A 14427-nucleotide genomic window follows, 5' to 3' on the forward strand; every position below is an offset into this window, starting at 1 on the left:
CTTAAACGGTATGAGCTTTCTTTAAGGAAACTTGGTTAAACTAAATGGGACAGTTCATTAAGAATTGATGATGGCGCAGGTCTTTTTCGGAAAAACGTGCTATAATAAATGAATAAGCAAAGTCTAGTGGTAAAAAGTCAAGCCAAAGTTTTCAAAACTTTAGTTGATTTTCTAGAAAATGGGGTGCACTAAAAACACCTAGTGAAAATCGCTCAATACGGAAATAATCGGCGATATAGAAGGTATCAAGAGCATCATTCTTGTTTTCTTCGAAGGCTTCGCGATACTTCTTGATTTTGTTGGGCTGTTCCACCATGACTTCAACCTTAAGAGCTTTCAAGTCGCTGTCTTCGTGAAAGAACATGGCAGGATGAAAACTGTAGAGACTGGTCGCTTCCATGCCAATGACGATGCGTTCAAAGGCATGGCTGTCATTGAGTTTGAGAACCTGCTTCTTGATGTCAGAAGCACCCGTTAAGTCATTAGGGAGCGAAGCAGTGAAGGGGGTCGTTGTATCACTGAGCATGATACAAACGTCCAGTTTGGTTGCGCTAACGTCTAAACCGACAAAACATTTCATGTGGAAGGTCTCCTTTCATTTGGATTTGGAAAGTTTCTTGACTACTGTAAGGTTCCCCAGAAACACCTTGAACCAACAGCCTCGCATAAGAGAATTCGAGTCACTAACTCACTTGCCGCCTGTAGCCTACTAGATACAGAAGTGAGCCTAGTGGAAACAGCTAGTGTGTTGGACGTAGGGACAAGGCTTGGGTAACAGACTTTATTTTGAAGTCTACGCAACAAGGAGACAAAGAAACAACCATGAGTCCATTCCATGGCTCTATTGTTCTGGAAAACCTTGCAATAGTCAAGCGATAACATTGGTTACACTTGGGATTGAAATATCCCCATTAACTTATTCTACGAGGAGATACAAAGATGATTAAAATTTTATTAGTTGAAGATGATTTAAATCTCTCAAATTCGGTATTTGACTTTTTGGAGGATTTTGCGAGCGTTACACAGGTGTTTGAGGGTGAAGAAGGGCTTTATGAAGCAGAATCAGGAATTTACGATTTAATTTTATTAGATTTGATGTTGCCAGAAAAAGATGGCTTCACAGTTCTTAAGGAACTGCGACAAAAAGGCATTTCTACACCCGTTTTAATCATGACGGCCAAGGAAAGTATTGATGATAAGGGCCATGGTTTCGAGCTAGGAGCAGATGATTATCTGACCAAGCCTTTCTATTTGGAAGAGCTCAAAATGCGGATTCAAGCACTGTTGAAACGTTCCGGAAAACTGACAGAGAATCAGCTTTCGTATGGTAATGTATCTGTTAATTTGTCTACCAATACTGTTCAGATTGATGGTAAGGTAGTAGAATTTTTGGGCAAAGAATTTGATTTGCTGATTTATTTCCTCCAAAACCAAAATGTCATTTTGCCCAAAAACCAAATTTTTGACCGTATTTGGGGCTTTGACAGTGATACAACCGTTTCAGTTGTAGAAGTTTATATGTCTAAAATTCGTAAAAAGTTAAAAGGGACTACATTTGAGTCGAATCTTTCGACATTAAGGAGTGTGGGGTATATTTTAAAACATGAGGGATAAATTCAGAAAAATGCTAAAGTCAGATACCTTCGCTTATTTTCTCCGCTATACTAGTATCTTTAGTTTTGTTTTTCTCATAATGACTGTGATTATTTTACAAATCATGGCAGCGACCCTTTATCGAACAACGGATGAGGCTCTTCTGCAATCTGCTGAAAAACCTGAAAAGATCATTCTTCTAGCTCAAGTTCGTTCTATCCTAGGACCTGATATTAGTGAATTTAAAATTAAGGCAGATCCTAAGAATGAGAATCATAATCCAAGCGGTTCAGATCAAATTCTCCGAGCACCTGCAAACAGCAATGTGATATTGTTTGATGATGAGTATACTATTGTTAGTGACAATGATTCAACCCTTGGTTTAGATGGAATTCAACCCAATTTTTCTGATTTGAATACTGTTAGAGAAGTCTCAGTTAAAACAACGTTTGACAGGATAGATGATTATCGATATATTGTCACTAAAGTTTCTGAAGATGAGGGGTTTGAGAACATCACCTATGCGATGTTATTGATTAACGTTAGTCAGTTGAAACTGATGAATGCAGAGAATAAGAAAATTGTCATGGTGGTTATGGCATCATTTTGGTTAATCTCTATTTTAGCTTCAGTTGCTTTGACTGTATTGACCATTCGGCCAATTCGTGAAGCTTATGAAAAGCAAAAATCCTTTGTTGCTAATGCTAGTCACGAATTACGGACCCCTTTGACAGTTTTGCAAAACCGTTTGGAAGCTCTTTTTCGTCGACCCGAAGCGACCATCATGGATCAGTTTGAAGCGATAGCCTCAAGTTTAGATGAGGTCCGAAATATGCGGATTTTAACGACTAATTTGCTAAATATCGCTAGGCGAGACGGTGACTTCCAAGTTACTATAGAGGATATTCAGCCAGAGTTTTTTGAGACAACTTTTGACAATTATAGCCTGATTGCAGATGAGACGGGCAAACGGTTTGTAGGGCACAATTTGGTACGGCAAACGATTCGCATGGATATTACGCTATTGAAACAAGTCTTGACCATCTTGTTTGACAATGCGGTAAAATACACTGAAGCTGATGGGGATATCTATATGGTATCACGTTTGCGTGATCGGCAACTGATCATCACTGTCGAAGACAATGGGATTGGTATTTCAGATGAGGATAAAAAGAAAATATTTGATCGCTTTTACCGTGTTGATAAGGCTAGAACACGTCAGAATGGTGGGCTAGGTCTAGGACTTTCTCTAGCTAAGCAAATCGTTGATCGGCTGGGTGGACAAATTATCGTTCAAGATCGTCATCCTAAAGGAACGATTTTTGAGATAAAATTACCGCTTTGAAGGAATCTGAAATAGACTAGCCAACTCTATTTCAAAAACCATCTTTACAGTGAACAACGAAGAGGCGACAGCCCTTTCAAACTAACTTTATAACAGAAAGGTTTACCCATTATTCTTTTGAAGTAGAACACTTCTAAAAGGCTTGAGTTTTTTTAAAAAAATTCAAGCCTTTTAGCTAAGTTTATTGAGAAAAAGACGGAAAGAACCGTAACAAAATCTTTGGTATTATCCTTTAGAGTGGATAATATGTCATGTGTTTATTTTGCTAAGCTGGGAGAGAAAGTCGGTGATAGCAGCTTGGTCTTTCAAGATAATTACTTTATCAGGATATTGTTGCTGGACACTCTGATAACGGATTTTAGCCTTTTGGGATCGCCCTCGGTGTAGCACCCAAAGGATAAAATCCAGATCAAGTTTTTCTGGACAATCAGGCGCCATATCCTCGCGGACTTTCCCTTTGTAATGCCAATAGCGTTTGATGACACGCCATAAGGACAGCCAGCGCGGAAAGAGTAGTAAGATGATGTGGTCGGCTTCCGCCATCCGGCGTTCATAATGCGCAAAACTATAATTTCCCTCAATCACCCAGGAAGAATGAGCAGCCATAAAATTTCCTAAATCAGCAATTAGCTCCTCTTTTGGACGTTCTTGCCAGTTAGGCAAGAATTGGAGAGTATCGAGATGCAATTTAGGAAGTTGATAATGCTGGGCTAGGGCTTTAGCTAAAGTTGATTTACCGCTGCCAGAATAGCCCATAATAACAATTTTCATAGAGACCTCCCGCAGGAAAAAGAAAACCACCTTGCGGTGGTTAACAGTATTAAGCCAATTTAGAAGCAAGGCGCGCTTTGTCACGGCTTGCTTTGTTTTTATGAATCAAGCCTTTAGTTTCTGCTTTGTCAATCGCTGAGCTAGCAGCGCGGAAAAGTTCTTCAGAAGGATTTGCTTCGAAAGCCTTAATCGCAGTACGCATTGCTGATTTTTGCGCTGAATTTTTTGCGTTTTGAGAAACAGTTTTTTCAGCGCGTTTGATAGCTGATTTAATATTTGCCAATTTTTTCACCTCCATCTTAATCTAACCATACCATTATATCTGAATTTGTGAGCTTTGACAAGCATTATTTATTTTTTTAGTAAGATTTTATCAATTTTATGGTTGGCTGACTTATGAAGGATGATTTCTGCTCGACTGCGTGTAGGCTGGATATACTGTTGTAAGTTTGGAAGGTTGATGGATTCCCAAGTGTCTCTGGCAACTTGAATTGCCTCGCTATAAGGAAGTTTGGTAAACCGATGGTAATAGTTGTTTGGATCGTGTTCAGCTAATTCTAACAATTTGGTGAACCGTTCCAAGTACCAGTTTTCAATGTCCTTTGGCTCAGCATCTACATAGATAGAAAAGTCAAAGTAATCACTTATGTAGAGCCCTTGGTTTTGAGGATTCTGAAATACATTAATTCCTTCGACAATTAAAAAATCGGGAGTCTTGATGGTTTGGGCCTGATCTTTTAGGATATCGTAGGTTTCGTGGGAATAGATTGGAATGTCAACTTCTTGGCCATTTTTAATGTTGTCCAGGAAATTTAGCAAAAGCTCCATGTCATAGGACTCAGGGAAGCCTTTACGGTCCATTAGATTTCTCGCTTTAAGAACAGCATTGGGGTAGAGGAAGCCGTCAGTAGTGACTAGCTCAACGCGAGCGTTTTTAAAGGTCCGAGACAAAAGCATCTGCAAGAGGCGACTAGTAGTGGATTTCCCAACGGCTACTGAACCAGAGACACCAATGATAAAAGGCTTTTGGCGGATCTGTTCTTGGATGAAAAGGCTTTTGGAAAAGGAAAGGTCCTCGCTGGCCTTTTTGTAGATACGAATCAAACTTGTTAGGGGAAGGTAAATATCGATCACATCCTGGAGGCTGATCTGGTCGTTAAGTGATTTGACTGATTCCAACTCTTGAGAAGTCAAGGGAGGAGTCGTTTTACGGTGTAGCGTTTGCCAGTTGTCTCGAGAGATAACTTCAAAGTTGATGAATTCTTTTAGCATGAATAATTCCTTAATATGATAATGAGTTCCACTATAGTATAGCAAAAAATGGTGCCTTAGCGCTACTTGAAGTCGTCATCTAGCTAAAAATACCTTGGTCAGAAAACCAAGGCATTTACCATTATGATCGCTTGCGACTGATGGAAAAGCATAGACTTGAAAGCACAGCTGATATTCCCTCAACAATACGGTAGAGGTCTTGTGTGCTTCCCCGTTCTATCTGAAAACTGGATAAGAGTAGGTAGCAGGCGATTATACCGATAAGGATAGATAGTAGTTTTAGTCCTGTTTTCACTTGTCGTCCTCCTTTTACGAGACAATGATACCCCCATAGGGTGTAATGGTAATTGTTGCGCCTCGACCAAGGCTGACTGCTCTTTTCATTGCTTGGCGGTGGGTCATGTTAATAATGCTAGCGGCTGTAATAGCAGCACTAACTTTCCAATGAAGAAAACCGGCTAAGCTTCCCTAAGTTAATCCATCGCCCAATCTCTTAGAGTGGTCAATAGCTGACTTGGTATCGGCGTCAGACATATATCCTAATATTACCTATTACCGTCCCAGCCATGTTCAATACGTGTTTGAGAAGATGATTTAAACAGAGAATTCGAAGTTATGACTACAAATTTTTCTGAGGTGAGAAAGGAGTGACCAGTATCAAGTAAATGGTTCATCTCATTGCGATTGGTTTTGACAAAATCAATCGCATCCAGAGCGTACCCTTGCTCAAGAGCAGCATTTTCATCTATGGTTAATCTTCCAATAGAGGTTATTGAGATAAATTTATCAAGGAATCCATATCGAAATAATCCATAGTCACATTTGATCGTGCAGATATGTGAGATCTCCTGCCTTAACGGTGAATTTCTATACTACAAGTATAGTAAAATCTTCAATATCTGCCAAAGTAAACGCTTGCAATCCGACTTCGGAAATGATATACTAAAATTCCAGTTGGATAATTGAGACGCTTTCAAAAATATGATAAAATAGGTTTATGACAAAAATGTATTATGCGCAAAAACCAGACGCTGCCCACGATATTCATGAACTAAGAGTGACCTTGCTTGGCCATTCCATGACCTTCCTGACAGATGCGGGTGTCTTTTCGAAGAAAATGATTGATTTTGGTAGCCAAGTATTGCTCAATAGCATTGATTTTGGTACTGGAGAGAGTGTCCTTGACGTAGGGTGTGGTTATGGTCCTTTGGGCTTGGCTTTGGCTAAGGCTCAGGGAGTCGAGGTGACGTTGATTGACATCAATGAACGTGCTGTTGATTTGGCTAAGAAAAATGCCGTTGCTAACCAGGTTCAAGCTCAGATTTTTCAGTCCAATCTCTATGAAAAAGTGGCGGGAACGTTTGACCACGTTATTTCAAATCCTCCTATCCGTGCAGGTAAAGAGGTTGTTCACACCGTTATTTCTGGTAGTAAGGGTTACTTAAAAAAAGGGGGGAGCTTAACCATTGTCATCCAAAAGAAACAGGGAGCTCCAAGTGCTAAGGCTAAGATGGAGGCAGTCTTTGGAAATGTAAACATTTTAAGAAAGGAGAAGGGATACTATATCCTGCAAAGCATTAAAGATGAGAACAGTTGATTTAATTCAAAAGAAACGCAATGGTGAGGCCTTAACGGCAGAAGAAATCAAATGGCTGACAGAAGGTTATGTGGATGGTACTGTACCAGATTATCAGATGGCGGCTTTTGCTATGGCGACCTATTTCCAAGGCATGACAACAGAGGAGATTTCTCATTTGACCATGGAAATGGTGGCATCTGGTGATCAGATTGATTTGTCTGCTATTTCTGGCATCAAAGTTGACAAGCACTCAACAGGTGGTGTCGGCGATAAGGTGACGTTAATTTTAGTACCTTTAGTCGCCTCATTTGATGTTCCGGTTGCTAAAATGAGTGGCCGTGGTTTGGGGCATACTGGTGGAACTTTGGATAAGCTTGAAGCTATTAAAGGGTTTAAGATTGAGCAAAGTCAGGACAATTTCATTAAGCAAGTTCAGGAAATTGGTTTGTCTGTCATTGGACAATCTGAGAATTTAGTTAAGGCAGACAAGTTGCTTTATGCCCTTCGTGATGTGACGGCCACGGTTGATATTATTCCACTGATTGCAAGCTCAGTCATGAGTAAAAAAATCGCCGCTGGAGCAGACGCTATCTTGTTAGATGTGACCGTCGGAGATGGTGCCTTCATGAAGAATATAGATGATGCAAGAGAATTGGCACAGACGATGGTGAGTCTAGGAAAAGCTGTCGGTCGCCAGACGGTTGCTGTGTTGACGGATATGAGTCAGCCGGTTGGCCGCGCAATCGGCAACCGTTTAGAGATTCTGGAAGCCCTTGATATCCTGCAAGGTAAAGGACGTGACGATGTTACAAGCTTTATCTGTCATTTAGCTCAGCTTCTTCTGCGATTAGCTGGTGTTGACAAAACCGTGGAAGAGATTCATGCTAATCTGGAAAATGGCAAGGCATTGGCGAAATTTGAAGCCATGGTGGAAGCCCAGGGAGGGGATCTAAAAGATCTTTACCGCCAACCAGTGGTTAAGGAAATCGTAGAAGTCAAATCTGAGAAAGATGGATATATTGCAGCTCTCCCGGCTTTGGAATTCGGATTGTTTGCGATGAAGTTAGGAGCAGGTCGGGCAGTAAAAACGGACGTTCTTGACTATGAAACCGGTATCGTATTCGATAAAAAAGTAGGTGATCCTGTGAAAACGGGTGAAATTATTGCAAAAATTTACACAAACCAAATTTTAAGTCAAAAAGAGCTGGCAGATTTCCAAAAAAATGTTAAAATAGATACAGAAGTTATTCAAGCTCAGGAAATCCTTGACATTATTTCATAAGTGAGAGGAGATTAAGATGTTATTAAATAAATATATTGACCACACGCTTTTAAAGCCAGAAAGTACTAAAGATCAAGTTCTGGACATTATCGCTCAGGCTAAAGCATATGATTTTGCCAGTGTCTGTATCAATCCGACCTGGGTATCGCTTGCAGCGAAAGAACTAGCTCATACAGATGTTAAGGTATGTACGGTTATTGGGTTCCCGCTTGGAGCCAATACCTCAGCAGTCAAGGCCTTTGAAACGAAGGATGCTATTGCGAACGGTGCAGATGAGATTGACATGGTCATTAATATCGGTGCTTTGAAATCCGGTGATTTCGAGCTGGTTGAAGAAGATATTAGGGCTGTGGTTGAGGCCAGTGGTGACAAGTTAGTCAAAGTCATTATCGAAACTTGTCTCTTGACAGACAAGGAGAAAATTTTAGCTTGTGAATTGGCGAAGTCAGCGGGTGCAGACTTTGTTAAGACTTCAACTGGATTTTCAACAGGTGGTGCTAACGTGCATGACATCGCGCTAATGAGACAGATTGTTGGATCTGATATCGGTGTTAAGGCTTCAGGTGGGGCAAGGTCTCTAGAGGATGCCAATGCTTTCATCGAAGCTGGAGCTAATCGCATTGGCGCTTCTTCAGGCGTTGCGATCATGAAGGGGTTACAGGCTGATGGCGACTACTGAGTTGATTGAACTGGCCATAAAGGCTAGTGAACATGCCCATGTTCCGTATTCGCATTTTCCGATTGGAGCTGCACTTGTTACTAAAGAAGGTCAGATCTTTACAGGATGCAATATCGAAAATGCTTCTTTTGGGTTGACTAACTGCGGAGAACGTACGGCTATTTTCAAGGCTGTTTCTGAAGGCTATAAGGACTTTTCGGAGTTAATTGTTTATGGAAGGACTGAAGAGCCTGTTTCGCCTTGTGGTGCTTGCCGTCAAGTGATGGCAGAGTTTTTTGAAAAGGACATGCCAGTGACCTTAGTTTCTAAACACAAAACGACAGTCGAGATGACAGTCGGGGAGTTACTTCCATATTCGTTTACAGATTTAACATAAATCTGGACAGTCATCATGACTGGTGCTTTGCAACAGGAGTTGCATAAAAATTTTTAGGAGGGTTCAGAAATGAACAAAAAATTTGTTAGTTTAGGCCTTACAGCTGTTGCTGCTCTATCGCTTGCTGCTTGTGGAAGCCGTACAGCTAAGCAGGATGCTGCGACATCATCTTCAGCTGCTGAAGGGGAAGGTGCTATCAAAGCAGCTGTTGTCACAGACGTTGGTGGTGTTGATGACCGTTCCTTTAACCAGTCGGCTTGGGAAGGTTTGCAAGCTTGGGGTAAAGAAAATGGTTATTCTAAAGATAATGGATTTACGTACTTCCAGTCTAACAGCGAGTCTGACTATGTAACGAATTTGGATTCAGCAGTTTCTGGTGGTTACAACCTTGTCTTTGGTATCGGCTTCGCTCTTGAAACAGCGGTTGCAGAAGTAGCAGCCAATAACCCTGACACACACTTTGCTATCGTAGATAGTGTTGTTCCAGATATGGATAATGTTGTCAGCATTGGCTTTGCAGACCATGAAGCATCATATCTTGCAGGTGTAGCTGCTGCTAAATCTACCAAGACAAATCATGTTGGCTTTATCGGTGGTATGGAAGGTGTCGTTATTGACCGTTTTGAAGCAGGTTTTGTAGCAGGGGTTAAATCTGTTAGCAAAGACATCAAGATTACCGTAGACTATGCAGGTTCATTTGTTGATGCTGCTAAAGGTCAAACGATTGCAGCTGCACAATATGCAGCTGGTGCAGACGTAATCTTCCATGCATCAGGTGGTACTGGTAATGGTGTATTTGCTGCAGCCAAGGCTGAAAACGAAACACGTAACGAAGCAGATAAGGTTTGGGTAATTGGTGTTGACCGTGACCAATCAGCAGAAGGGAAATACACTTCTAAAGATGGCAAAGACTCAAACTTTGTATTAGCATCAACAATCAAAGAAGTGGGCAACTCTGTTAAACAAATTGCATCTGAAGCTGTTAAGGGGAACTACCCAGGTGGTGAAGTCGTGAGCTTCTCACTTAAGGATAAGGGTGTAGAATTGGCTGAAACCAATTTGTCTGAAGAGGCTGCAAAAGCAGTTGCAGAAGCTAAGCAAGCAATCTTGGATGGTAAAGTAGAAGTGCCAGAAAAACCTGAATAAGCATTTAACAGTCTCTCACAAACGTTTTTCCAGGAAGAGACTGGGCAATAAGTCCAGTCTTTTCAAAATAGTTTAGAATGACCAATGTGTTGCAGAACTAATTGATCATTTAGGTATTTGAAAAATAAACCTGGCAAGGGACTGAGATTAGTTTTTTGCTGGAGATATCTAAGCTCTACCAGTCTATCCTCGGCTGGTAGAGGTGTTCGGGGGAGCTTACGTGAGTTGGCGAATTCAGGGCTAAGAGGTCTGAGAAAAGATTGTTTCAGCTTGAGTATAGTAGCTCTTGAGCCGAATAGCTAAGGTGCTTAAAAACACTTTTTCAGAGCGTAGAGTTACAACTCCCCCTTTTCTTTGGAAACTGAGAATATTTTTTCTCAGTAAAGCTCATCTGGTGAGGTGGGTTTTACTGACCAAAAATAAACATCTGAAAGGATAGGACTATGGGACAGGATTATGTCATTGAGATGCGTGGGATTACTAAGCGTTTTGGTGAATTTACGGCCAATGATAATATTAATTTGAATGTCAGAAAAGGTGAGATTCATGCCTTACTGGGAGAAAACGGTGCAGGCAAATCCACTCTGATGAACATGCTAGCAGGTCTTTTAGAACCAACTAGTGGTGAGATTATCATTAATGGCGAGTCTGTGACGATTGATTCACCGTCTAAAGCTTCACGCCTAGGGATTGGGATGGTTCATCAGCACTTTATGTTGGTTGAAGCCTTTACCGTTGCTGAAAATATCATTCTAGGTACTGAGACGACAAAAGGTGGCATCCTTGATCTTAAGCAAGCGACGAAGGATATTGTTGCTCTTTCTGAGAAATATGGTTTAAAGATTGATCCGACAGCCAAGGTTGCCGACATTACGGTTGGTGCTCAACAACGGGTCGAGATTTTAAAGACGCTGTACCGTGGGGCCGATCTTTTGATTTTTGATGAGCCGACTGCTGTACTGACACCGGCAGAAATCACTGAACTTTTAGAAATTATGCGAACCTTGGTTAAGGAAGGCAAGTCCATCATCTTAATCACCCATAAATTAGACGAAATCCGTGCGGTTGCAAACTCCGTTACAGTTATCAGGCGTGGGAAGTCTATTCAAACGGTTCCAGTGGCAGGTGCTACCAATGCGGACTTGGCTGAATGGATGGTGGGACGTTCTGTTTCATTCAAAACCGAAAAAATAGCTTCTAATCCTAAAGAAACCATTCTTTCTATCAAGGATCTGGTTGTTGATGAAAACCGTGGTATTCCAGCGGTTAAGAACCTCTCCTTAGATGTTCGGGCAGGTGAAATCGTTGGGATTGCTGGAATAGATGGCAATGGGCAGAGTGAGTTGATTCAAGCGATCACAGGTCTTCGTAAGGTTAAGTCAGGTCAGATTTTGATTAAAGGGGAAGATGTTGTTGGCAAATCCCCTCGTAAAATTACTGAGATGCAAGTCAGTCATGTTCCTGAAGACCGCCACAGAGATGGTTTGGTCTTGGATATGACGATTGCGGAGAATATCTCCCTCCAGACCTATTATAAGGAACCGATTTCCAAAAATGGGATTCTAAACTATAATGCTATCAATCAAAAAGCAAGACAGTTGATGGATGAGTTTGATGTTCGAGCCGCAAGTGAATATGTCTCTGCTAAGGCGCTTTCTGGTGGTAACCAGCAAAAAGCAATTATTGCGCGTGAAGTAGACCGTAATCCGGATCTTCTTATCGTTAGTCAACCAACACGTGGTCTAGATGTTGGGGCTATTGAGTATATCCGTAAGCGTCTTATTGCTGAGCGTGATAAGGGGAAAGCTGTTCTTGTAGTCAGCTTTGAATTAGATGAGATTCTTGACCTGTCAGACCGTATCGCAGTCATTCACGATGGTAGTATTCATGGGATTGTCGATCCTGCTACAACCAACAAACAAGAACTTGGGGTCTTAATGGCTGGTGGCTATTTAAAGAAAGGAGAGAGTCATGTCTAAGAAAACTCAAAATTTAGTGATTCCCTTATTAGCGGTCCTCTCGGGATTGCTTCTAGGTGCCATTATTATGCTAGTATTTGGCTATGATCCAATCTGGGGCTACGAAGAACTCTTTTATTCAGCATTTGGGTCTGTCAAATCTGTCGGAGAGATTTTCCGTGCTATGGCGCCCTTGGTCTTCACTGCTCTGGGCTTTGCGGTTGCTAGTCGTGCCGGTTTCTTTAACGTCGGTCTAGCTGGTCAAGCCTTGGTAGGCTGGGTTTTCTCTGGCTGGTTTGCTTTGGCCAATCCAGATCTTCCTCGCCCAATTCTGATTTTAGGGACCGTTCTCATCGCTATGATTGCAGGAGGAATTGCAGGTGCTATTCCAGGTATCCTGCGGGCATATCTTGGAACCAGTGAGGTCATTGTGACCATCATGATGAACTATATCTTGCTCTATGTGAGCAACCATATTATCCGTAATGTTTTTGCTGACGAATTGATGAAAAATACAGATTCAAGTATCAACATATCGGCCAATGCCTCTTATCAGACCGAGTGGTTACGTGCCTTAACGGATAATTCTCGGATGAATATTGGGATTTTCTTTGCCTTAATTGCAGTAATCATTATTTGGTTCCTCATGACTAAGACAACTCTAGGATTTGAAATCCGTTCGGTAGGCCTTAATGCGACAGCAGCAGATTATGCTGGGATGTCTGCTAAGCGAACCATTATCCTGTCCATGATTATTTCAGGGGCGTTAGCCGGTCTTGGTGGAGCTGTAGAAGGACTTGGGACCTTCCAAAATGTTTATATCCAAGGGGCTAACCTGGCTATTGGTTTCAACGGGATGTCTGTTGCCCTCCTAGCGACTAATTCGCCTCTAGGAATCCCGTTTGCAGCCTTTCTCTTTGGTGTCCTTTCCATCGGTGCTCCGGGGATGGTTCGTGCTGGTATTCCGCCAGAATTGATTAATGTTGTAACGGCTTCAATCATCTTCTTTATCGGGGTGAAATTTATCTTTGAACAATTGCTCAAGGCCAAAAAAACTGTGAAAGGAGCGAAGTAAGATGAATACAATGTCTATTTTAATCCTCTTGATTTCGCAGATGCTGATCTATTCAGCACCGTTGATTTTTACCAGTCTCGGAGGTGTTTTCTCAGAACGAGCTGGTATTGTCAATGTCGGTCTTGAAGGAATCATGGTTATTGGAGCCTTTGCTGGTGTCGTGTTTAACATTCAATTCGCGGAAACTTTAGGAAAATCAACTCCTCTGATAGCTGTTTTGGTCGGAGGGCTAGCTGGTCTTCTCTTTGCAGTGATTCATGCGGTTGCGACTATCACCTTGCGAGCAGATCATGTGGTCTCTGGTACGGTTTTGAATCTTCTAGCTCCAGCCTTATCTGTCTTTTTGATTAAGGTGTTTTACGGAAAAGGTCAGACAGATAGTATTTCCCGTTCCTTTGGGAAATTCTCCTTCCCAGTGCTTAAAGATATTCCTGTCTTGGGTGACTTATTTTTTAAAAATACTAGTTTGATGGGGTATGTGGCCATTTTAACGGCATTTCTATCTTGGTTTATCCTCTATAAGACTAAGTTTGGCTTGCGTCTGCGCTCTGTCGGTGAACATCCTCAAGCAGCGGATACTCTAGGGATCAATGTTTATGCCATGCGCTATGCAGGCGTTTTGATGGCTGGTTTCCTAGGTGGTGTCGGTGGTGCGGTTAGCGCCCAATCGGTTAATATTAATTTCTCAGCAACAACCATTGTTGGTTCTGGCTTTATCGCCTTAGCGGCTGTGATTTTTGGGAAATGGAATCCGATTGGAGCCATGTTAGCTAGTCTCTTCTTTGGCTTATCTCAGAGTTTAGCTGTTATCGGGAACCAGATTCCCTTCTTGTCGAAAGTGCCAGCAGTTTATTTGCAGATTGCTCCTTACGTCATTACAGTTGTAGCCTTGGCCTTGTTCTTCGGTAAAGCTGTTGCTCCTAAAGCAGATGGTGTCAACTATATCAAGTCTAAATAAGCTAAAGGGTCTAGGCATTTCACATGAAAAAACGATCTGTGCTTTGACCATTCGGGGTGTCGTGCTGTTTTCAAATGGATAGCCCTACGGTAACTTTTTAACTGCCATTTTAGAAGTGACACAATTGAAAAACACCTAAAATTAAGGTTTTAGCACTCTTGATTTTAGGTGTATTTTGATGCATTCTAAAGCGTTTTTGGACAAGCATGTTATGCTCATCTAAAATCAAAACCTATCTCTTTGTGACCATTGTCTGTTGACGATGGTTTTTTGCCTCATTGTCAACTGTAGTGGGTTGACCAATCTAACATCGAGAGAGGACAAGCTTTGTCTTCTCTTGTTTTATGTTTATCGCAATGAAAATGCGAGTTTTGAAGTTTTCAAAGTTCCGAA

The 14427-nt window shown here is 41.6% G+C and carries 14 protein-coding genes and 1 pseudogene; 10 read left to right on the plus strand and 5 right to left on the minus strand.

Annotated features, from left to right (window positions below):
• Positions 1-163 precede the first annotated feature (163 nt).
• A pseudogene (locus HF992_RS10045) lies at positions 164-580 on the minus strand (IS110 family transposase); the annotation flags it as partial.
• A 359-nt stretch (positions 581-939) separates the two neighbouring features.
• Here HF992_RS10045 and HF992_RS10050 point away from each other — a divergent pair.
• Positions 940-1614, plus strand: a complete 675-nt coding sequence (locus tag HF992_RS10050) for a response regulator transcription factor (protein ID WP_168549894.1) — start codon at positions 940-942, stop codon at positions 1612-1614.
• Positions 1615-1624: 10 nt separating this feature from the next.
• Positions 1625-2938, plus strand: coding sequence for a sensor histidine kinase (locus HF992_RS10055; RefSeq protein WP_281346982.1), 1314 nt, complete (start codon positions 1625-1627; stop codon positions 2936-2938).
• Between the two features lie 249 nt (positions 2939-3187).
• On the opposite strand, the gene HF992_RS10060 is transcribed toward HF992_RS10055, so the two are convergent.
• The 4 genes from HF992_RS10060 to HF992_RS10075 all read right to left on the minus strand — a co-directional run bounded on the left by HF992_RS10060 (position 3188) and on the right by HF992_RS10075 (position 5276).
• Positions 3188-3709, minus strand: coding sequence for a DNA topology modulation protein (locus HF992_RS10060; protein WP_168549896.1), 522 nt, complete (start codon positions 3707-3709; stop codon positions 3188-3190).
• A gap of 49 nt (positions 3710-3758) precedes the next feature.
• Positions 3759-4007 (minus strand): 30S ribosomal protein S20, encoded by a 249-nt coding sequence (gene rpsT / locus HF992_RS10065; protein WP_168549897.1) that lies wholly within the window; start codon positions 4005-4007, stop codon positions 3759-3761.
• A 53-nt stretch (positions 4008-4060) separates the two neighbouring features.
• A complete protein-coding gene (coaA, locus tag HF992_RS10070; protein WP_168549898.1) occupies positions 4061-4981 on the minus strand; it encodes a type I pantothenate kinase in 921 nt (306 codons plus the stop codon).
• A 121-nt stretch (positions 4982-5102) separates the two neighbouring features.
• On the minus strand, positions 5103-5276 hold the full coding sequence (locus HF992_RS10075; protein WP_168549899.1) for a hypothetical protein: 174 nt from the start codon (positions 5274-5276) through the stop codon (positions 5103-5105).
• Positions 5277-5978: 702 nt separating this feature from the next.
• On the opposite strand from HF992_RS10075, the gene HF992_RS10080 reads away from it, so the two are divergent.
• The 8 genes from HF992_RS10080 (at position 5979) to HF992_RS10115 (ending at position 14034) form a co-directional block, all read left to right on the plus strand.
• Positions 5979-6578 carry a class I SAM-dependent methyltransferase gene (locus HF992_RS10080; protein WP_168549900.1) on the plus strand — a complete coding sequence of 200 codons (600 nt, stop codon included), beginning with the start codon at positions 5979-5981 and terminating at the stop codon, positions 6576-6578.
• Positions 6565-7842, plus strand: coding sequence for a pyrimidine-nucleoside phosphorylase (locus HF992_RS10085; protein WP_168549901.1), 1278 nt, complete (start codon positions 6565-6567; stop codon positions 7840-7842). Before HF992_RS10080 ends, HF992_RS10085 begins: the two co-directional genes overlap by 14 nt.
• A 16-nt stretch (positions 7843-7858) precedes the next feature.
• On the plus strand, positions 7859-8521 hold the full coding sequence (gene deoC / locus HF992_RS10090; RefSeq protein ID WP_168549902.1) for a deoxyribose-phosphate aldolase: 663 nt from the start codon (positions 7859-7861) through the stop codon (positions 8519-8521).
• The gene (locus HF992_RS10095; RefSeq protein ID WP_168549903.1) at positions 8508-8897 is read left to right on the plus strand and encodes a cytidine deaminase; all 390 of its coding nucleotides are present in this window, start codon (positions 8508-8510) and stop codon (positions 8895-8897) included. The genes deoC and HF992_RS10095 overlap by 14 nt, the downstream gene beginning before the upstream one ends.
• Positions 8898-8966: 69 nt before the next feature.
• Positions 8967-10043, plus strand: coding sequence for a BMP family lipoprotein (locus tag HF992_RS10100; RefSeq protein ID WP_168549904.1), 1077 nt, complete (start codon positions 8967-8969; stop codon positions 10041-10043).
• Positions 10044-10486: 443 nt separating this feature from the next.
• A complete protein-coding gene (locus HF992_RS10105; RefSeq protein ID WP_168549905.1) occupies positions 10487-12022 on the plus strand; it encodes an ABC transporter ATP-binding protein in 1536 nt (511 codons plus the stop codon).
• Positions 12015-13076, plus strand: a complete 1062-nt coding sequence (locus HF992_RS10110; RefSeq protein ID WP_168549906.1) for an ABC transporter permease — start codon at positions 12015-12017, stop codon at positions 13074-13076. The genes HF992_RS10105 and HF992_RS10110 overlap by 8 nt, the downstream gene beginning before the upstream one ends.
• A 1-nt stretch (position 13077) precedes the next feature.
• On the plus strand, positions 13078-14034 hold the full coding sequence (locus HF992_RS10115; RefSeq protein ID WP_168549907.1) for an ABC transporter permease: 957 nt from the start codon (positions 13078-13080) through the stop codon (positions 14032-14034).
• Positions 14035-14427: the final 393 nt, after the last annotated feature.

The sequence above is a fragment of the Streptococcus ovuberis genome (genome assembly GCF_012396585.1).
GTDB classification, from domain to species: domain Bacteria; phylum Bacillota; class Bacilli; order Lactobacillales; family Streptococcaceae; genus Streptococcus; species Streptococcus ovuberis.